Raw genomic sequence first — 21,336 nt, 5'->3', positions numbered from 1 at the left:
CAAAAGGGAGGAATTCCATGACACTGACAGCTGAAGTTGTCACATCGGTCAAAGAAAAAGCGAAAAAAGCAAAGCACGTTTCAAAAAAACTAAGTTTACTTCAGACAGAGGAAAAGAATGACGCGCTGCTTAAAATGGCAGAAGCGTTAGAGCAAAAAAGCCGCTTCATTTTACAGGAGAATCAAAAAGATTTAAATGCTGGGAAAGAAAAGGGCTTCTCAGAGGCACTCTTAGATCGGTTAATGTTAAATGAAGAAAGAATTCATGAGTTTGCTGAAAGTTTGCGGCTCGTGACGAGATTAACAGATCCTGTTGGAGAAATATTGGATGAATGGACTCTTGATAACGGCTTACATGTGAAAAGCCGAAGAGTACCGCTCGGCGTGATCGGGATGATCTATGAAGCGAGACCGAACGTCACTGTCGATGCAGCAGGCCTTGCCTTAAAGGCAGGCAACTCAGTGATTTTAAAAGGCGGTTCCTCCGCTATTTCTTCCAACAAAGCCATTGTCAGTGTGATTCATGAAGCATTGGATCAAACAACAATTCCTCGTGATGCGGTGCAATTGATTGAACAAACAGACCGTTCATCGGTTCAGGCGATGTTTCAACTAAAAGAATGGATCGATGTGTTAATTCCGCGAGGCGGAGCTTCTTTAATCAAAACAGTGGTGGAGGAATCCACTATTCCAGTGCTTGAAACAGGGACAGGAAACTGTCATGTTTTTATTGATCAAACCGCGAATGTGAAAAAAGCCATTGAGATTGTGATCAATGCGAAAACGAATCGTCCGGCTGTATGTAATGCACTTGAGACGCTGATTATTCATCGCGATTGGCTGAAAGAGAATGCAGCCTCATTAAATGAAGCTTTGCAGGAGCACTGTGTCACTGTACATGGCGATCAGGCAGCAGAGTCTTACTTTTCAGATGCGGTTCCTGCTGGGGAAGTGGATTGGACAGATGAGTATTTAAGTCTTGATCTTGCAGTGAAGGTAGTCGATTCAATCGAGGAAGCGATCAGCCATATCGATCAGTATGGCACAAAGCATTCAGAAGCCATCGTGACAGAAGATGAAAAACATGCACTCACGTTTCTAAACGAAGTCGATGCGGCGGCTGTTTATCATAACGCATCGACTCGCTTTACAGACGGCGGCGCACTTGGCTATGGAGCAGAAATCGGCATCTCTACTCAAAAACTCCACGCAAGAGGGCCAATGGGACTTCCTGCACTCACGACAACTAAGCTGCTTCTATGTGGCGACGGTCAGATTAGAAACTAGAAGAGATTTAAGAAACACTACCTTTTTATGAGGTAGTGTTTTTAACTTTATCTTAAAGAAATGCTCGTTATCATCCGTTTGAAACGTTTTTCTTCATCACCTTTTCAAATTTAAAAAATTCAAATTCCTCAGGTGCTAGAGTCTCATTGCCCTGATCTGCTTCACGAGGTGCGTTTGGGTCTGGATGGTGTAAGTGATAAAATTCAACTATTTGAAAGCCGCACTTGTTGACATAGAAATGAATGTTACGTTTTTCAAAATATGGGGTCACAACCTCCCATACAATTGTTTCTGGATATTGCGCTTCGATGGCTTTCCATGCTGCCTGGCCAATGCCCCGGCCGTGAGAGGATGATGAGATGTATAGCAAATCAACCGAGTTGTGATGTGTCTCTTGGTTGATTTTGATAACAACGCCGCCTGCCTTTTCGCCATTTAGCATAATATGATAAACAATGTGTTCATTCGAATGAAAAGATTCATCAATTACTTCATCTGGTGGAATCGGTCCATCCTGCGCATCTCCAAATGCGTCGATCACGCCAGCTGTAAAAGCTTTCTGAAGCTCTTTTTTCATAGAAGGGAAGTCCTCTTTATTTGCATGTGCTAATGTCACTTCATGTTGAGTTATTTTGTTCATCTTCTTATCCTTTCCCTGCGTAGTGGTGTTTCTGCATGTTATGATAAAGGATGGAGTAACTCCATAGTCAAGAAAGGAGCCTTCATCATGATCAATGATGTGCAAAAAACGTTTTTCACTGGAGAGTTTGCCAAGCTATTTGATGTAAAAAAAGATACGCTTCTGTATTATGATAAAATCGATTTATTTAAGCCGGCTGGTGTTCATGAAAATGGCTACCGTTACTATACACTTGAGCAATTTGACCATTTTATTGCGATTCAATCGTTGCGGGCTGTTCAATTTCCGATCAAAGAGTTAAAACAATATTTCACAGAACCTTCTCGCGAGAGACTGCAAAGCCTAGCGGCCGACCAAGTAGAAAAGGTCAAACAAGAGATTGAAAAACTGCAAGATATCCAAGCTTTTCTTATGCGGGTGATCGAGACAACGCATGAATTATCAACTGTGAAAATAGGAGAGGTTCTGTTTCAAGAGCTGCCAGAAGAACCAGTTATACTAAGTGCTTCAAACCCGATTGACTTAAATACACCTGTAGAAGAAATATCGCGTATTGTAGGGGAATTTTTAAAGGGAGTTGGCATAAAAGGAGCTGCGGCAAATGGTTCTGTCTTAAAAAAGGAGCAGTTCCGTAAGCGGCATTATCATCAGTCAGATCAGCTGTTCTGCCGAATGGATGGACCGGGGGCAGTGAAAAAACCTGGCGGGATCTATGCGGTGATATATGATCAAGGTACATATGATGAGATTGAGTCTGCTTATTCGCATTTATTAGATGAAATCGAGAAAGAGGGCATGTTGCTGGATGGAGATGTATTTGAGGAGTATTTACTTCATTCGCTCATGTCTAAAGATGAAGCAGAGTATATAACGAAGCTCAGTGTAAAAGTGAAGAAGCGAGCAGATAACAATTGAAAAGAGGGTAGACAGCATGTGACATGCGTGTTTACCCTCTTTTTTGATGTTAACCAACTTGATTTTCGGCAAATTGACTCATATATAAATCTGCATAGAAGCCTTTTTGTTTTAAAAGTTCGCTGTGCGATCCTTTTTCTATGATGCTTCCATCCTTCATGACTAAAATGAGGTCTGCATCCTTGATCGTTGAAAGTCTGTGTGCAATCACGAAGCTCGTTCTGCCTTTCATCAATTCATTCATTGCTTTTTGAATATGCATCTCTGTCCGTGTATCCACACTGCTTGTTGCTTCATCTAATATCAAGATCTTTGGATCAGATAAAATGGCACGGGCGATGGTTAACAGCTGGCGCTGACCTTGTGACAGGTTGCCGGCATCTTCTGTTAACAGTGTGTCATATCCATCTGGAAGTGTACGGATGAAATCATCCGCATAGGCATGTTTGGCGGCTTTGATGACATCCTCTTTGGAAACGTGCTGCCTGCCGTAGGCAATGTTGTCGTAAATCGTTCCTTCAAAGAGCCACGTATCCTGAAGAACCATCGCAAATAATTCTCGTACTTGCTGACGGCTGAGATCAGTTGTTTTGACACCGCCAATGCGTATGGAGCCTTGATCTAATTCGTAAAAACGCATTAAAAGATTGATGATGGTTGTTTTTCCTGCGCCTGTTGGTCCGACAATGGCAACCGTTTGTCCTTCTTGCACATCTAAATTCAAATCTTTAATAATCGGATGATCTTTTTCATATCCGAATTGAACTTGTTCAAAGCTCACATCACCTGAGAGTGATGCAAGATCAATTGCCGCATCTTCTTCGGTACTTTCTTCTTCCTCATCAAGGATTTCAAAGACCCTTTCAGCAGAAGCGATCGCTGATTGAACTAAGTTTGCGACGCTTGATGCTTGCACAAGCGGCTGAGACATTTGCTGTGTGTATTGGATAAACGCCTGCACATCCCCGACACGAATATTCCCGTTAATGACAAGAATCCCGCCGGCTACACTGACTGCCACATAGCCAAGGTTCCCGATAAAGGTCATCATTGGCATCATTAAACCAGAAATGAACTGCGCTTTCCTTGAAGATTCATACAGCTTTTCATTTAATTGATCAAATGTATCGATCGCTTTCTTTTCGTAGCCATACGCACGGACTGTCTGATGACCTGTGAACATCTCATTAATATGGCCATTGATCGTCCCAAGCTCTTTTTGCTGCGCTTTAAAATGCTTTTGTGAAAATGACGTAATGCCGCGAATCGCAAACAGGCTGAGTGGCAGCGTCAAACAAACAAGCAATGTAAGCAGCGGACTGATGAAGAGCATCATCACGACAATCCCAATGACTGTAATAACAGATGTAATCACTTGGGTGAGCGCCTGCTGAAGCGATGTATTAATATTATCGATATCATTCATCACACGGCTTAGTGTGTCCCCGTGGGTTGTTTTATCAAAATAACGAAGGGGGAGACGTGTGAGCTTGTCATTTGCTTCCTGGCGTAATTCAGCAATGGTCTGTTGAGAGACACCGGCCATGACATATTGCTGAACGAATGAAAAGAGAGAAGCAACGACGTACAGGACGACAAGTAGCAAAAGTATTCGTGAAATGACATCAAATTGAACAGCTGTTCCATTCGTAAAGCTGTCAAACAGGGAAGAGGTGGCATCCCCAAGCAGCTTTGGACTAATGACATTAAAGACAGTTGAACCAATTGCTGCAATAAAGACGATGATCAGCTGAAATTTTCTTGGTTTTAAATAGCCTGTCAACCGAAGCAGTGTTTTCTTAAATTCCTTCGGTTTTGCGGCTGGCCCTTTAGGGTGGGCGCCTTTATGGCCCATGCCGGAAGACATTTTCTTACTCATCCTCGCTCACCTCCTGACCTTCCTGTGATGCGACAATTTCTTGGTACACAAGATTATCCTTTATTAATTGTTCGTGTGTTCCGATACCTGCGATTTTCCCTTCATCAAGTACAATGATTTTATCACTATGCTTCACTGTGCTGATTCGTTGAGCGACAATGATGAGGGCTGCATGTGCTTTTTCTGCTTCTAATGATGCCCGCAGCTTTGCATCTGTTTTGTAATCAAGTGCTGAAAAGCTATCGTCAAACAAATAGAATGATGGTTTTCGCACTAGCGCCCTTGCAATGGAAAGCCGCTGCTTTTGGCCGCCCGATAGATTTGAACCACCCTGATCAATTTCTGCATCAATTCCGCCATCTTTTTGCAAAACAAATTCCTCGGCCTGCGCAGTTCGCAGCGCCTGCCAGACGTCTTCATCGCTTGCATCCTGATTGCCAAAGCGCACATTCTCGGCAATGGTTCCGCTGAATAAAACAGCTTTTTGCGAGACATAGCCCATCTGGTTTCTCAGTTTTTCCTGTGGCAGCTCTCTAATGTCTACATCATCTAGTGTAATCCGGCCTTCTGTCACTTCATAAAAGCGCGTCATCAGCTGGAGCAGCGTGGTTTTTCCAGAACCCGTACTTCCGATAATGGCTGTTGTTTCGCCAGTTTTGGCTTCAAACGTGATGTTTTGAACAGCCGGTTTCTCTGCATTTGAGTAATAAAATGATACATCCTCAAAGCGAATGGATTGCGCGGGCTTGTGAAGCTCAGTCATAGACTCTTCCTTGTCTTTAATCTTTGGTTCCATGTTTAACACTTCATTCATACGTTTAGCTGATGCTTGTGCTCTTGGGACCATAATAAAGCTCATCGACAGCATAATCAGTGCCATTAAAATCATCATCGCATATTGAATGAACGCAATGAGATTCCCAACTTCCATTTCTCCGGCATCAATTCGGTTTGCCCCAAGCCAGACAATACCGATATTCGTGAAGTTCATGATGATCAGCATAAATGGAAACAAGTAAGCCATTAATCGGTTGACTCTAAGCCCAGTATCCTTATAGGACGTGTTAGCTTCTTGGAATCGCTGCTTTTCATCATCCACACGGTTAAATGCACGAATGACCCGGATGCCTGAAAGAGATTCTCGCATAATTAAATTCAGCCGGTCTGTTTTTTTCTGAAGCTGGCCAAATAGCGGAATGGCTTTTCTTGACACCAAATAAATAAATCCGCCAAGAAGGGGGAGGGCTGCTAAAAAGATAAGAGACAGGACAGCATCCCTGGAAACAGCCAAAATGATTCCGCCCACAAGCATAAGCGGGGCCCGCGTCATCATTTGTAAAATCATGATCGTCACATCTTGGACTTGTTTCACATCATTTGTTGATCTTGTAATAAAGGAAGACGTGCCGATCTTTTGAAATTCTTCTAATGAAAATTGTTCGACATGCACAAACAGCTGTCTTCTCATATCACGGCCGAAGCCAAGTGCTGTCTTTGATGACAAGTAAGACTTCCAAATGGTGAGCAAAATGGCGAGTAAAGAACAAGCCACCATCCAGCCGCCAACCTTCCATATGTAAGCAATATCTCCCTGGACGATTCCGACATCAACGATATCTGCTGTTAACGTCGGTAAATACAGCTGGAGCATACTGCTTAAAAAGGTGAGAATAACAATGGACACAACGGACAGCCGATACGGCTTTAAAAATGATAAAATTGATTTCATACAAATACCTTTCTTCCATATAGTCTTTTGTTCTGTAACCCATCATATACAAAGAGGGATTATTTCTACAAATGAAATGTCTTGTTTTAGTGAATTATTTATATTGTTCAATTTTAGAAAAGAAATCCTTCACAAACACATAAAAATCATGGGCAGAAGGAGACATTTCTCGCGTTTTAGATGCAATAATGCCAACCGTTCTTCTCACTTGAGGAAAATCGATCGGAATTTTCACTGTAAATCGCGGTGTTGTTTCATAAAAGGCACTTTCGGGTAATAAGGTAACGCCCATACCTGCCGATACGAGACCTTTAATCGCATCCAAATCTTCTCCTTCAGATGAAATGGTAGGCTCATAGCCTGCCTGTTTGCAAGCATCAACCGCAATTTGTCTCAGCACATACCCTTCAGGAAATAACACGAAATGATCCTTTCTTAAATCACTTAAATGAATGCTCCTTTGTCCGCTAAAGGGGTGGCTAACCGGTAAAAGGGCATAAATGCTTTCAGAAAACAAAATATTTCCTTCTATTTGAGAATCGTTTGTCGGTACAGGTCCTAAGAAGGCAAGATCGATATCACGATTTTTAACGGCTTCAATGAGAAACTTATAGGATCCTTGACGAAGTAAAAAATCGACCTCTGGATATTCCTGCTTAAAAGCGGAGATGACAGAAGGGAGCACTTGGCTTGCTAGACTTGTAGGAAAGCCAATATTCACCGTCCCTTTGTGCGGATCTAAGTATTCATCAATTTGCTCTTTTGCGTAATCAATGGCTTTGAGTGCAGTTCTGACATGATCTAAAAATTGTCTGCCGATCTTCGTTAATTTGATATTTCGTCCTTCTCGTTCGAATAAGGCCACTCCAAGTTCTTCTTCTAAATTCGCAATCTGCCGGCTGATGGCAGATTGGGCAACATGTAAGTTTTCAGCCGCTTCTGACACGTGTTCACGGTCTGCGACTTCTACAAAATAACGTAATTGACGAAGCTCCATTTTTGCACTTCACACCCATCTATCTCAAAAAGAGATTGTTTTGATCTAAATTATATATTGTTTATATCAATTTGAAAACTTAAAATAAGTTACAGAGTTTGTGAGATTTTATTACTGTGAAAAACGGATCTTTTAAACGGGGGAGAGAAACGATGACTTATAATCAACTACCACAACCACAAGGTCTCTACCGTCCTGAATTTGAACATGATGCATGTGGAATCGGACTGTACGCCCATTTAAAAGGGGAGGCGACACATAGCATCGTCAAAAAGGGATTACAAATGCTGTGCCAGCTTGATCACCGCGGCGGGCAAGGCAGTGATCCGTATACAGGTGATGGTGCCGGTTTAATGGTACAGCTGCCAGACGCTTTCTTTAGAAAGAACTGCAAAGAATTTGCACTTCCAGAAAAGGGCCGTTACGGGGTAGGAATGGTCTTCTTTTCAAAAGATGATGACGAAAAAACGCGTCAAGCCATCGAACAGAAAATCAACGGGTTTATTAAACAAGAAGGTCAAACATTAATCGGCTGGAGAACGGTTCCTGTCGATGCCGGGAAAATTGGTACTGTCGCAGCGAAGAGCTGTCCGGTTGTGAGGCAGGTCTTTATCGGAGCAAACGACAACATCACAGATCGTTTGTCATTTGAAAGAAAATTATATGTCATCCGTAAACAGGCTGAGAACTGGGGAACAAAAGAGGAAAAACAATTTTACTTTGTCAGCCTGTCGAGTCAAACCATCGTATATAAGGGGCTTTTAACATCAGATCAAGTCGATGCTTTTTATCTTGATCTACAGGATGAAACATTTGTTTCTGCATTTTCACTTGTTCATTCAAGATTTAGTACAAATACATTTCCTACATGGGAAAGAGCCCATCCAAACCGTTACTTAATACACAACGGAGAAATCAACACATTAAGAGGAAACATCAATTGGATGAGAGCAAGAGAACAACAATTCGTATCTGAAGCCTTCGGAGACGATTTAGACAAGATTTTGCCAGTGCTGAATGCAGACGGAAGTGATTCATCCATTTTAGACAATGCCTTTGAATTCTTTGTGCTTGCAGGCCGTACACCTGCTCATACAGCAATGATGCTGATTCCTGAGCCTTGGACGGAAAACACGCACATGTCGAAAGAGAAAAGAGCATTTTATGAATACCATAGTTCTCTCATGGAGCCATGGGATGGACCAACAGCGATTTCCTTTACGGACGGTAAACAAATCGGGGCTATCTTAGACCGAAACGGATTAAGACCGGCTAGATACTATGTCACGAATGATGATCATATCATTTTCTCTTCTGAGGTTGGTGTAATTGACACAAATGAAGAAGATGTGAAGTATAAAGATCGTCTTGAGCCGGGCAAAATGCTGCTCATTGATTTAGAAGAAGGAAGAATTATTTCTGACGAAGAAGTGAAATCGACCATTGCAAATGAACTTCCTTATCAAAAATGGCTCGATGAAGAAATGGTCCACGTCAATCGCTCGGAAGAAAATTCAGAAAATTCTAGTATAATGGATGATTTGTTGACGCGTCAGCGTGCGTTCCATTATACGTACGAAGACATTCAAAAGTATTTAATTCCTTTACTAGAGGAAGGCAAAGACCCAATTGGTTCAATGGGAAGTGACACACCGCTTGCTGTGTTATCAGATCGTGCGCAGTCTCTGTTTTCTTATTTTAAGCAGTTGTTCGCACAAGTCACGAACCCGCCGATTGATGCCATTCGTGAGCAGCTGGTGACATCAACCATGACTTGGTTAGGTGCCGAAGGCGATATTTTACATCCGAATGAATATTCATGCCGAAGAATTAAACTTTATACTCCGGTCTTAACGAGCGGACAATTTAACGGCTTGAAAACAATTGTTCATAATGCCTTTAAAAGCAAAACAATTCATACACTTTTCACCGATGATTTAAAGCGCGGACTGGATGCGATGTTTGAAGAGGCGGAAAAAGCGATTAGAGAAGGTGTCTCTTTATTAATCCTTTCAGATCGTGAAATGACAGAACAAAAAGTACCGATTCCACCAATTCTTGCGCTAAGTGCACTTCATCAGCACCTTGTGCGTCAAGGTCTGCGGACAAAGGTCAGTCTGATCGTTGAATCTGGAGAGGTGAGAGAGGTTCATCATTTTGCCGCACTGATTGGCTACGGGGCAGATGCGATCCATCCTTACCTTGTCTATGAAACGTACAAACAGCTGATTGCAGACGAAGCGATTTCGATCAGCTTTGATGAAGCTGTTACAAAGTTTGGTAAAAGCGTGACAGAAGGTGTCGTCAAAGTCATGTCCAAAGTGGGGATTTCCACTGTGCAAAGCTATAGAGGCGCGCAAATATTTGAAGCAGTCGGGATTAGTGAAGACGTCATTCAAGAGTATTTCACAGGAACAGCTTCTCAGCTTGGCGGGATTGATCTTGACACCATTGCTCATGAGGCAAAACTTCGTCATGAAGCAGGGTACCAAGCAGCAACTGACCAGACACTTGAATCAGGCAGTGAATTCCAGTGGAGAAAAAATGGAGAGCACCATGCCTTTAATCCAAAAACGATCCATACGCTCCAGTGGGCATGCCGTAATGAAGATTACGATTTATTTAAACAATATACAAAGGCAGCGGATGAAGAAAGAATCGGCTTCCTCAGAAATTTGTTTGCATTTCAGCCAAAACAAAAGCCGGTTCGTCTGGAAGAGGTTGAATCTGCTGAATCCATCGTGCGCCGCTTTAAGACAGGTGCCATGTCATTTGGATCTTTAAGTAAAGAAGCGCATGAGGCACTTGCGATTGCGATGAACCGAATTGGCGGTAAAAGTAACAGCGGAGAAGGCGGAGAAGATCCTGCCCGCTTTACAGTAGATGAACACGGTGATGACCGCAGAAGTGCCATTAAACAAATCGCTTCTGGCCGATTTGGTGTGAAAAGTCATTACTTAGTCAATGCAGATGAACTGCAAATTAAAATGGCGCAAGGGGCAAAGCCGGGAGAAGGCGGACAGCTGCCAGGAAATAAAGTGTATCCTTGGGTGGCCGATGTACGTGGTTCTACGCCAGGTGTCGGATTAATTTCACCACCGCCGCATCATGATATTTATTCCATCGAGGATTTGGCACAGCTGATTCATGATTTGAAAAACGCAAACCGTGATGCACGCATCAGTGTCAAGCTTGTATCTAAAGCAGGCGTTGGCACGATTGCAGCAGGTGTAGCAAAAGGAACTGCAGACGTCATTGTCATCAGCGGCTATGACGGCGGTACAGGAGCTTCACCAAAAACGAGTATTAAACACACAGGACTTCCTTGGGAGCTTGGATTGGCAGAGGCGCATCAAACCCTTGTGCTAAACGGTCTTCGCGAGAGAGTTGTTCTTGAAACGGACGGAAAGTTAATGACTGGCCGCGACGTTGTCATGGCTGCGATTTTAGGAGCAGAAGAGTATGGCTTTGCGACAGCTCCACTTGTCGTATTAGGCTGCGTAATGATGAGAGCATGTCATTTAGATACTTGCCCGGTCGGTGTTGCCACACAAAATCCAGAGCTTCGCAAAAAATTCATGGGTAACCCTGATCACATTGTGAATTTCATGATGTTTATTGCAGAGGAAGTAAGAGAAATCTTAGCAGAACTCGGTTTTACATCAATGGATGAATTAATCGGACGTACGGACGTCCTAGCGGTCAGTGAACGAGCAAAAGCTCACTGGAAAGCAGGGCAGCTAAACCTTGAAACACTGCTTTATCAGCCAGAAGGAGCGCGGACATTCAGAACACCGCAAAATCATAAAATTGATGAATCGCTGGATATAAATGAAATTCTTCCTTATGTACAAGAAGCGCTGAATCATCAAACACCAGTTGATCTATCATTGAACATTCGCAATATCAACCGTGTGGCCGGAACCATCACTGGCAGTGAAGTGTCTAAGCGCTACGGGGAAGAGGGCTTGCCAGAGGATACGATCACACTAAGATTCACTGGTTCAGCTGGACAAAGCTTTGGCGCATTTGTGCCAAAGGGTATGTCTCTCTATTTAACAGGTGATTCAAATGACTATATCGGCAAAGGACTCTCAGGAGGCAAAATTGCTGTTAAAACCTCTGATCATTTTGTACAAAATGGACATGAAAACGTCATTGTAGGAAACGTCGCATTTTACGGTGCAACTAGCGGGAAAGCCTATATTAACGGGCGTGCTGGTGAACGATTTGCTGTTCGTAATTCAGGTGTACATGTGGTTGTTGAAGGAATTGGAGATCACGGCTGTGAATACATGACTGGCGGACGTGTCGTCATTTTAGGAGACGTTGGGAAAAACTTTGGTGCAGGTATGTCTGGTGGTGTGGCTTACATCCATACATCGGATGCCAAACAGTTCAAAAGAATGTGCAACATGGAAATGATCATGTTTGAAAAGCTCACAGATCATGAAGAAGAACAAGAAGTGAAGCAAATGATCAAGGAACACCTTGATTATACAAACAGCTCAAAAGCAGCAGCACTTCTTGAAAGCTGGGAGCAAGAAAAGGATCAATTCATCAAAGTCATTCCGAGAAATTACAAAATGATGCTTCAAAGCATTGAAGAACAAAAACAAGCGGGCCTCAGTCATGAAGAAGCGGTGATGTTTGCCTTTGAAGCAAACACAAAACCGAAAAATCAAGAAACGGCAAACGGGCAAAAAGCAGCCCTCGCTCATTAAGAAAGGGGAGAGGACAATGGGCAAAGCAACAGGTTTTATGGATTATAAAAGAGAAAAGCCAAATGAACGTGACCCTCTCACTCGTCAAAATGACTGGAAAGAATATTCAGCTCCTTATACAGATGACGTATTGAAGAAGCAGGGCGCTAGATGTATGGATTGCGGAACACCGTTTTGTCAAATTGGGATGGAGATCAGGGGCGGCGTGTCTGGCTGCCCGATCTATAATTTAATTCCAGAGTGGAATGACCTGGTCTATCGCGGAAGATGGAAAGAAGCCCTCGAAAGATTGCAAAAAACAAACAATTTCCCTGAATTTACTGGGAGAGTTTGTCCTGCGCCTTGTGAAGGTTCATGTACAGTCGCTATTAATGATCCAGCTGTTTCGATTAAAAATATCGAACGCACGATCATTGATAAAGGCTTTGAAAATGGATGGATCACGCCAAGAATCCCTTCAAGCCGTACAGGGAAGAAAATTGCCATTGTCGGCTCAGGACCAGCAGGACTTGCAAGTGCTGATCAATTAAACCAAGCAGGACACGCTGTTACAGTATTCGAGCGTTCTGACCGCCTTGGCGGACTGCTGACATACGGCATTCCGAATATGAAGCTCGACAAAGAAGTCGTTGAGCGCAGAGTTAAACTGCTAAGACAAGAAGGTATTGACTTTGTGACAAACACAGAAATCGGCGTGGATATCACTGCCGACGAACTGAAAGAGCAGTTTGATGCGGTTATCCTTTGTACAGGTGCACAAAAGCAGCGTGACCTGTTAATTGAAGGCAGGGAAGCAAAAGGGATTCACCTTGCAATGGATTATTTAACACTCGCAACGAAAAGCATGCTTGATTCAGGATTCAAAGACAAAAACTTCATTGATGCAAAAGGAAAAGACGTGATTGTGATTGGCGGAGGAGATACAGGCGCTGACTGCGTCGCAACTGCACTTCGCCAAAAAGCAAAAAGTGTTGTTCAATTCGGGAAGCATCCAAAGCTTCCGGATACACGTGTAGGGGATAACATGTGGCCAGAACAGCCTTATGTCTTCTCACTGGATTATGCTTATGAAGAAGCACAAGCAAAATTCGGAGAAGATCCGCGTCAATATTCAATTCAAACCACAAAAATTGTGGCAGATAAAAATGGGAAATTAAAAGAGCTTCATACCATTCAAATGGAAAAGGTGAAAAACGAACAAGGGAAGTTTGAATTTCATGAGATTCCAGGGACAGAGAAGGTATGGCCTGCTCAGCTCGTCTTTATTGCAATTGGTTTTGAGGGAACTGAACAGCCGCTTGTGAAACACTTTGGCGTGGACAGCAAAAACAATCGCATTGACGCAAAGTATGGGGAATATACAACAAATGTAGAAGGCGTATTTGCAGCGGGAGATGCAAGACGCGGGCAAAGCTTGATTGTCTGGGCAATTAATGAAGGCAGACAAGTGGCGCACGAGGTAGACCGTTATTTAATGGGGAGTTCGGTTCTGCCAAAATAGGTCAAACAAAGGGTGTTACAATATAAAGAAAAGCCATGACCGAAGTGTGGTCATGGCTTTTTATGTATTGGAGATAGAGATGAAGAATGGATGCGTTGATGGAAATGACGAACACGTTTAGATCCTTCCTTTCATGTATATGCTGTTATAAATGCAGTAAGAAAGGAAGGAACTTTTGTGCCGTTCGTTAATATTTTGACTGAACTCTTCATCGGATTTTTTGCTTTATTTTTAATTACAAAATTATTAGGAAAAACACAATTTGCACAAATCACACCGTTTGATTTCATTTCTGCACTTATTTTAGGCGAAATGGTCGGAAACGCCATTTTTGACCCAGAAGTCAAGATTCAGCACATTTTATTTGCTGTTGCGGTATGGGGCGTTCTCATTTATACAGTTGAATGGCTTTCACAGCGCTTTAAGTCCATTCGTGCGTTTTTAGAAGGAAGACCTACGCTTGTGATTGATAAGGGGAAGATTCACTACAACCGGTTGAAGAGGAATATGCTTGATATCAATCAGCTGCAGACACTGGTTCGCGCAAAAGGCCATTTTGCCCTGAATGAAATTGAATATGCCATTTTGGAAACTGACGGATCTGTCAGTGTTCTTCCGAAAATGAAATACGCACCAGCCACAGCAGAAGATGTGAACGTGAAGGGAAAAGAAGTCAAATTGCCTAGAACGTTTATTATTGACGGTGAAATTTTAAAAAAAGATCTAAAAGAAGCTGGCTTTGATGAATCCTGGCTGCTTGAGCAATTAAAAAAGCAGCATATTTCCTCTTATCGAGACGTTCTGTTTTGTGAATGGATTGAAAATGAAGGAATTTATGCGATGCAATATGAAAAATCTAAAAAAACATCCACAACATAAAAACGTGGGTGTTTTTTTGCGTGTGTAGGGAATAGGATCAAAAAGAATGTTTGATGAAAACGTTCACAAAATGAGGAGGAGATATGTGATGAAATGTAGAAACGTATGGATTGTCATGGTCTTGTCTTTATTTCTTTTTGACCCAGCTTCACTTCAAGCAGCAGAAGCAGGGCATAACCGCGTCCTTGTCGTTGATCAAAAGGGAAGCGGGGCATACCGCACCGTTCAGTCTGCCATTGATGCGATTCCAGCAAACAATCAACAGCGGACAACGATCTATATTAAAAATGGCGTATATAGAGAAAAAATTTTGCTTCCGCAAAATAAACCACACGTATCTTTTATCGGTGAAAACCAGCACAAGACGATCCTTACGTATGATGACACCAATGCAAGCACTGGGAGTACAACCAATAGCTCAAGCACAATGATTCGTGCAAACGATTTTTATGCAGAAAATATTACCTTCCAAAATACAGCTGGAAGACATGCTGGTCAGGCGGTGGCGCTGTATGTGTCTGGAGACCGCGCTGTGTTCAAACAAATACGTGTGTTAGGCTATCAAGATACACTTTATGCAACAGGCACAGGGCGGCAATATTATGAAAACTGCTATATCGAGGGCACGGTCGATTTTATTTTTGGATCAGCCACGGCTGTGTTTAAAAGAGCTGAAATAAAAAGCCTTGGAAATGGGTATATTACTGCAGCATCCACAACAGAAGCACAAAGGTACGGCTACGTATTCATAGATTCTACGTTGAAAAAGGGAACGGCAGTTGCGCAATCGGTTTATTTAGGACGTCCGTGGAGACCTTTTTCGGCTGTGACATTCCTCCATACAAAAATGGATGACCATATAAAAGCAGAGGGATGGCATAACTGGGATAACCGTGACAACGAAAGAACGGCCAGGTATAAAGAATTTGGATCGACAGGAGCAGGGAGCAGTCCAGCAAACCGCGTAAAATGGTCAACTATTTTAACCAATAACGAAGCAAGTCAGATCACGGTTCAAGCAGTTCTTGGAGGAGCCGATGGTTGGAATCCAGAAAAGAGGTAAAGGGCTTGTCAGTTTTCGTCAAAGAAAGCTGACTTTTCTGTTTAAAAAACCTTTGAGAACAAACGTTCTTTTGTGTATAATGAACATATTCTTCTAAATTTGGCGGCTACAATAAGGAGGGATTACGTGAAGCGTTTTTCACAGCTCATGTTTTTACAAATATGTATCCTGTCGATTTTATTTCTTCCTTTTTCAGCGAAAGATGAACAGCTCACAGCTCGTGATGATTCACTGGCTTGGATGACCGCTTTAGACGAACTCATACGAACAGCACCTGATTTAGAGGGCGCGATCTCTGGCATCAGCGTCCGCGATACTTCTGACAACTCTCTTCTTTATGAACATCAAGCCGATATTCGTCTTACTCCTGCTTCTAATATGAAACTGCTCACATCAGCCATCGCACTTGATATACTTGGAGAAACACACACATTCCCTACAGACATCTGGATGGATGGTTCCATTCAAAAGAAAACGTTACATGGCAGCCTTTATCTTCGCGGCACCGGCGATCCGACTTTATTAGAGAAGGATTTTGCAGCACTTGCCAAAAAAGTCAAAAAGGCCGGAATACATAGCATTCGCGGACAGCTTGCAGCAGATGACACTTGGTTTGATGACACGAGATACTCCATTGATCTGCCTTGGAGTGATGAGGATCAATATTACGGGGCACAAATTTCTGCTCTCACGGCTTCACCGAATCAAGATTATGATGCAGGGACCGTGATTCTCGAAGTAAAACCAGGAAAAAAAGCAGGACAGAAAGCCGAGTATGAGATGATCCCGAAGACGGATGTCGCTCAAGTCATCAATCAAGTGAAAACAGTTCCAGAAGGTGGAAAAAAGAAAATCTCTTTTAAGCGCTCTCACGGAACCAACAAGATTACGTTGACTGGGACCATTCCGGTTAAAGCAAGCTCATCTAAACAATGGGTCGCTTTATGGGATCCGGCCGCCTATGCTTTAGACTTATTGAAACGAGCGTTAAAGGCGGAAGGCATTCAAGTAAAAGGACCACTGAAAGCAAAACAAGTTCCTAAAAAAGCCAAAAAAATCGCCTCCCATACATCGATGCCATTATCAGAGCTGCTCGTTCCTATGATGAAATTAAGCAACAATACACATGCAGAAATTTTGCTAAAGGAACTAGGCAAAAAAGTGAAGAACAAAGGGAGCTTTGAAGCTGGGCTGGACGTCATGAATGAACGGCTTCCTGCGTTTGGCATCGATCCTTCGCTTGCAGTTTTGCGTGACGGCTCGGGGATATCACCTATTAACCTTGTCTCTGCTAACCAGTTCACTTTATTTTTGACAAACATTCAAAAGGAAAAATGGTTTAAAACCTATGAACATGCGCTCCCTTTAGCAGGGGCGAGTGAACGAATGGTGGGGGGCACGTTAAGGAACAGATTGAAAGAACCAGTTACGCTAGAAAAAGTACGTGCAAAAACAGGGTCGTTAACAACGGTCAGCACACTTTCTGGATATATTGACACGCAGGGCGGAAAAACGCTCGCTTTTTCCATCTTGTTAAATCACCTTGTTGATGACGAAAAAGGGAAAGAGATAGAAGACCGTATTGTCAGCATATTAGCTGAGAACCTTTAGATTTAGAGAGAGAAGGAGAACCATCATGACGTTAGATAACAATCAATCTTTAGTAAAAACCATGTCCATTTTTCTCATCCCGCTTTTGCTAAGCAATATTTTGCAATCGATCGGACAGTTAGTGTCCATTGTTCTTGTCGGAAGATGGATTGGAGAGGATGCAGTAGCTGCCATTTCTGCATTCTTTCCGCTTTTCTTTTTGCTCGTTTCTTTTTCCATTGGAATTGGATCGGGAAGCTCGATCCTTATTGGACAGGCGTATGGAGCAAAAAATGAACAGAAATTAAAAGAAATCATTGGCACAACGCTTTCATTCACTTTTTTGATCGGCGTCTCTTTAGCGATCATTGGAGGTTTTTTCGCAACAGACATCTTAAACCTCATGGGAACACCTGCTAATATCGTGGAGAAAAGTGCGGCTTACGCCAGAATTTTATTCATCTCAATGCCGATCTTATTTCTTTATTTTGTTTATACAACATTCTTGCGGGGAACAGGGGATTCGAAAACACCTTTTTATTTCTTAATGATTAGTACGGCAACGAATATTCTGATGCTGCCCATTTTATTATTTGGCTGGCTGGGACTGCCGGCGTTCGGCTTATATGGCGCTGCGTATGCTTCAGTGATTTCAACAATTGTGACGTTTATCATTCTACATATCTACTTATATAAGACAAAGCATCCGCTTCGTATTGATGCATCGGTGAGAAAGCATTTATTGATGAAAGGGGATCTATTAAAAACGTTATTAAAGCTCAGTATCCCATCAAGCATTAATATGATCCTTATTTCTTTATCAGAAATTGCCGTTATTTCTTTCGTCAACGATTATGGATCACAGGCGACAGCTGCCTATGGTGTTGTCAATCAAGTCGTGAGTTATGTGCAGATGCCGGCAGTGAGTCTTGGCATTGCGGTCTCAATCTTTGCAGCACAATTCATTGGTGCAGGGAATATGAATCGACTGAAAGATGTCATTAAAATTGGGTTAGGACTTAACTTCGCCATAGGCGGATGTATCATTATTTTCGTTTATATTTTTGCACCGCAGATTTTATCTATCTTTTTAACAGATCCTAAGACGATAGACATTGCTTATAGTTTGGTTGTCATTACACTATGGAGCTATCTCATTTTTGGAACGGCCCAAATTGTTGCAGCCACAATGAGAGCAAGCGGGACAGTTCTTTGGCCGACGATCTTTAGTATTTGTTCCATTTGGCTTGTAGAAGTACCAGTCGCCTATGTGCTATCACATTATACATCCCTCGGCATTAAGGGAATATGGATTGGCTACCCTGCTGCGTTCTTTGTGAACTTACTCCTCCAATACAGCTACTATCAGCTCGTATGGAAGAAAAAACAAATTGTAGCGCTTGTTCAATCATAATGTGAAGGCGTAAAGTAGCATATACATACGAAGATCTATCACTTTTAAGGAGGCCGGATCTTCTATGTTTTTGAATCAAAGAAGTGAACTAAGCTCGTACAATATCGGTGACTTTTCTTATGCCGGACCAGATTTCCAAGTGCTGACATGGGGGGAAGGAACGACATTACATATTGGGAAGTTTTGTTCCATCGCAAACGAAGTGAAAATTTTTCTAGGCGGGGAACACCGTACAGATTGGGTCACAACGTATCCGTTTAATCAAATTTTCAAAGAAGCTGCACATATTAAAGGACACCCAAAATCGAAGGGGGATGTTCATATTGGACATGACGTATGGATTGGATATGGTGCGACGATTATGTCCGGAGTATGTATAGGCAACGGGGCTGTGATAGGAGCAAATAGTGTGATCACAAAAGATGTGCCTCCATATGCAATAGCCGCAGGAAATCCCCAGCAGCTCATGAAATATCGATTTTCATCCGAAATAATCGAAAAACTGCAGTTATTAGAATGGTGGAATTTAGAGTTTTCAATCATCCAATCTGTTTTTCACCTTTTGCAATCTGATGATATTGAACAGTGTATAAATGTAATAGAAGACATAAAAAAGAAAGGCTGAAAAAGCCTTTCTTTTTTCGTTTAGCTTAGCCGTATAATGGTCAAGGCTGCTCCTGCAGCACCGCCCCCGCCAACTAAAATAGCTGTGACAACTGCCCCAAAAAACTGCAGTGAAATGGTGCTTCCAGCTGTTAAATTAACAATAACAGTGTTGTTGATAAATGAAGTTGAGATAACAGGTGATTGAACAGAACCAGAAATAGTAGTTGCTCCATTTAAAAGCAAACGTGTACTAATCAAAAGAGCTGTAGTGGTGTTGACTTGATACGTAATATAATATTTACCAGTTTGCAGAACGGTAAAAACAGTACTTGTGCCGTTTGCCGTAAAACCAGTGATGTTTTGAAAGTTTGGCAGAGGAATATTCGTTCCACCGGCTACAGTAACAATGGTAGGTCCAGAACTATTAGCAGCATAAAGTGCAGTATCTGTAAAACCACCTGTTCCAGTTGCCCCAGTGACACCAGTAACACCTGTCACGCCAGTAGGACCAGTTGCACCTGTAATGCCTGTGGCGCCGGTAGCTCCAGTGATACCTGTGGCACCGGTAGGCCCAGTAGCTCCAGTAATACCCGTTGCGCCAGTAGGTCCGGTAGCCCCGGTAATACCTGTGGTGCCAGTAGGTCCGGTAGCTCCAGTGCTACCCGTTACGCCAGTAATACCCGTAGCGCCGGTAGGTCCGGTGGCTCCGGTAATACCCGTTGCACCAGTGATACCTGTAGCCCCGGTAGGACCAGTGGCTCCAGTAATACCCGTAGCGCCAGTAGGTCCGGTAGCCCCGGTAATACCTGTGGTGCCAGTAGGTCCGGTAGCCCCGGTAATACCTGTGGTGCCAGTAGGTCCGGTAGCTCCGGTAATACCAGTGGCACCGGTAGGACCAGTATCTCCAGTGCTACCCGTTGCACCAGTAGGTCCGGTAGCTCCAGTGCTACCCGTAGCGCCAGTAGGACCGGTTGATCCAGTAGAACCTGTGGCACCAGTAGGACCAGTTGATCCAGTGCTACCTGTAGCCCCGGTAGAACCAGTAGCTCCAGTGCTGCCCGTAGCGCCAGTAGAACCGGTAGCTCCAGTGCTGCCCGTAGCGCCAGTAGAACCGGTAGCTCCAGTAATACCAGTGGCACCGGTAGGACCCGTATCTCCAGTGCTGCCCGTGGCGCCAGTAGGCCCAGTAACTCCGGTAGGACCCGTTGGTCCAGTGATACCAGTAGCCCCGGTAGAACCAGTAGCTCCAGTGCTACCCGTTACGCCAGTAGGACCCGTTGGTCCAGTAATACCTGTTGCGCCGGTAGCTCCAGTGGCTCCGGTAATACCCGTTGCACCAGTAGGTCCGGTAGCTCCAGTGCTGCCCGTAGCGCCAGTAGGACCAGTATCTCCAGTGCTACCCGTAGCCCCGGTAGGTCCGGTAGCTCCAGTAATACCAGTGGCCCCGGTAGGACCCGTATCTCCAGTGCTGCCCGTGGCGCCAGTAGGCCCAGTATCTCCAGTGCTACCAGTAGCCCCGGTAGGACCAGTATCTCCAGTGCTACCCGTAGCCCCGGTAGGGCCAGTAGCTCCAGTAATACCAGTGGCACCGGTAGGGCCAGTATCTCCAGTGCTGCCCGTTGCCCCGGTAGGACCAGTATCTCCAGTGCTACCTGTAGCCCCGGTAGAACCAGTAGCTCCAGTGCTACCCGTTACGCCAGTAGGACCGGTTGATCCAGTGCTACCCGTAGCGCCGGTAGGACCGGTTGATCCAGTAGAACCTGTGGCACCAGTAGGACCAGTATCTCCAGTGCTACCTGTAGCCCCGGTAGGACCAGTATCTCCAGTGCTACCCGTAGCACCGGTAGGTCCGGTAGCTCCAGTAATACCAGTGGCACCGGTAGGACCAGTAGCTCCGGTGATGCCCGTTGCCCCGGTAGAACCAGTATCTCCAGTGCTACCTGTAGCCCCGGTAGGTCCGGTAGCTCCAGTGCTGCCCGTAGCGCCAGTAGAACCGGTAGCTCCAGTAATACCAGTGGCACCGGTAGGACCAGTATCTCCAGTGCTGCCCGTAGCGCCAGTAGAACCGGTAGCTCCAGTAATACCAGTGGCACCGGTAGGACCCGTATCTCCA

General features: G+C 43.8%; 14 protein-coding genes. 9 read left to right on the top strand and 5 right to left on the bottom strand.

What is annotated here, in order from left to right; genetic code table 11:
* Window positions 1–17 precede the first annotated feature (17 nt).
* Window positions 18–1,286 (top strand): glutamate-5-semialdehyde dehydrogenase, encoded by a 1,269-nt coding sequence (locus AC3WTB_RS10475; RefSeq protein ID WP_492333693.1) that lies wholly within the window; start codon window positions 18–20, stop codon window positions 1,284–1,286.
* Between the two features lie 70 nt (window positions 1,287–1,356).
* Here AC3WTB_RS10475 and AC3WTB_RS10470 read toward each other — a convergent pair whose 3' ends face one another.
* Window positions 1,357–1,926, bottom strand: a complete 570-nt coding sequence (locus AC3WTB_RS10470) for a GNAT family N-acetyltransferase (protein WP_492333692.1) — start codon at window positions 1,924–1,926, stop codon at window positions 1,357–1,359.
* An 87-nt stretch (window positions 1,927–2,013) separates the two neighbouring features.
* Between AC3WTB_RS10470 and AC3WTB_RS10465 the strand changes: the two genes are divergently transcribed.
* Complete coding sequence (locus AC3WTB_RS10465) at window positions 2,014–2,841, top strand: MerR family transcriptional regulator (RefSeq protein ID WP_338591187.1); 828 nt, start codon at window positions 2,014–2,016, stop codon at window positions 2,839–2,841.
* Window positions 2,842–2,890: 49 nt separating this feature from the next.
* On the opposite strand, the gene AC3WTB_RS10460 is transcribed toward AC3WTB_RS10465, so the two are convergent.
* The 3 genes from AC3WTB_RS10460 to gltC form a co-directional block, all read right to left on the bottom strand.
* Window positions 2,891–4,720 (bottom strand): ABC transporter ATP-binding protein, encoded by a 1,830-nt coding sequence (locus AC3WTB_RS10460; RefSeq protein WP_492333691.1) that lies wholly within the window; start codon window positions 4,718–4,720, stop codon window positions 2,891–2,893.
* Window positions 4,713–6,449, bottom strand: a complete 1,737-nt coding sequence (locus AC3WTB_RS10455; RefSeq protein ID WP_492333690.1) for an ABC transporter ATP-binding protein — start codon at window positions 6,447–6,449, stop codon at window positions 4,713–4,715. The genes AC3WTB_RS10460 and AC3WTB_RS10455 overlap by 8 nt, the downstream gene beginning before the upstream one ends.
* 94 nt (window positions 6,450–6,543) lie before the next feature.
* Complete coding sequence (gltC, locus tag AC3WTB_RS10450; protein WP_034280677.1) at window positions 6,544–7,446, bottom strand: glutamate biosynthesis transcriptional regulator GltC; 903 nt, start codon at window positions 7,444–7,446, stop codon at window positions 6,544–6,546.
* Window positions 7,447–7,598: 152 nt separating this feature from the next.
* On the opposite strand from gltC, the gene gltB reads away from it, so the two are divergent.
* From gltB to AC3WTB_RS10415, 7 genes are all read left to right on the top strand, one after another.
* Window positions 7,599–12,170: a glutamate synthase large subunit gene (gene gltB / locus AC3WTB_RS10445; protein WP_330545185.1), complete on the top strand. Its 4,572-nt coding sequence runs from the start codon at window positions 7,599–7,601 to the stop codon at window positions 12,168–12,170.
* A gap of 16 nt (window positions 12,171–12,186) precedes the next feature.
* On the top strand, window positions 12,187–13,671 hold the full coding sequence (gltD, locus tag AC3WTB_RS10440; RefSeq protein ID WP_024428371.1) for a glutamate synthase small subunit: 1,485 nt from the start codon (window positions 12,187–12,189) through the stop codon (window positions 13,669–13,671).
* Between the two features lie 177 nt (window positions 13,672–13,848).
* Complete coding sequence (locus tag AC3WTB_RS10435) at window positions 13,849–14,550, top strand: DUF421 domain-containing protein (RefSeq protein ID WP_064497452.1); 702 nt, start codon at window positions 13,849–13,851, stop codon at window positions 14,548–14,550.
* 88 nt (window positions 14,551–14,638) lie between these two features.
* Window positions 14,639–15,613, top strand: coding sequence for a pectinesterase family protein (locus AC3WTB_RS10430; protein WP_330545184.1), 975 nt, complete (start codon window positions 14,639–14,641; stop codon window positions 15,611–15,613).
* A gap of 126 nt (window positions 15,614–15,739) precedes the next feature.
* Complete coding sequence (dacB, locus tag AC3WTB_RS10425; RefSeq protein ID WP_144491457.1) at window positions 15,740–17,224, top strand: D-alanyl-D-alanine carboxypeptidase/D-alanyl-D-alanine endopeptidase; 1,485 nt, start codon at window positions 15,740–15,742, stop codon at window positions 17,222–17,224.
* 25 nt (window positions 17,225–17,249) lie between these two features.
* Complete coding sequence (locus AC3WTB_RS10420) at window positions 17,250–18,617, top strand: MATE family efflux transporter (protein WP_064497449.1); 1,368 nt, start codon at window positions 17,250–17,252, stop codon at window positions 18,615–18,617.
* A gap of 64 nt (window positions 18,618–18,681) precedes the next feature.
* Complete coding sequence (locus AC3WTB_RS10415; protein WP_039179171.1) at window positions 18,682–19,242, top strand: CatB-related O-acetyltransferase; 561 nt, start codon at window positions 18,682–18,684, stop codon at window positions 19,240–19,242.
* Window positions 19,243–19,262: 20 nt separating this feature from the next.
* On the opposite strand, the gene AC3WTB_RS10410 is transcribed toward AC3WTB_RS10415, so the two are convergent.
* A partial coding sequence (locus AC3WTB_RS10410; RefSeq protein ID WP_492333798.1) for a beta strand repeat-containing protein occupies window positions 19,263–21,336 on the bottom strand: 2,074 nt, incomplete at its 5' end.

This window comes from Bacillus sp. EB106-04-04-XG123, from assembly GCF_058791855.1.
This window is presented reverse-complemented; position numbering and strand designations above follow the sequence as displayed.